General features: G+C 59.6%; 1 protein-coding gene. It reads left to right on the top strand.

Annotation, left to right across the window (positions count from 1 at the left end; genetic code table 11):
• Nucleotides 1-190, top strand: a 190-nt coding sequence (locus AO268_RS32930; RefSeq protein ID WP_218927879.1) for a hypothetical protein, incomplete at its 5' end; no start/stop codon positions are given.
• Nucleotides 191-208 lie beyond the last annotated feature (18 nt).

Genomic DNA, 208 nt, shown 5'->3' with positions numbered 1-208 from the left:
CCCCGCCGGCGAGCGGCTTTCTCGCGCAACAAATTGTTCGGAGCTCAAGGTCCTTCTCTACGTTTCGGCTGCATTGGCAGTGCGTTCGGCCCTCCCCCGCCGATCGGCTCACAACAAGGACGCGATGGGCGCGACCATGAATCCGAAAGGAGAACACCATGGCCATCATCGGCATCTTTACCACCTCTAAAGACGGGGCTAGTTGCAG

It is taken from the genome of Pseudomonas sp. ICMP 8385 (assembly GCF_002699915.1).
Classification (GTDB): Bacteria; Pseudomonadota; Gammaproteobacteria; order Pseudomonadales; family Pseudomonadaceae; genus Aquipseudomonas; species Aquipseudomonas gessardii.
The sequence above is the reverse complement of the archived record's forward strand: the minus strand, read 5'-3'. Positions and strand labels throughout refer to the sequence as shown.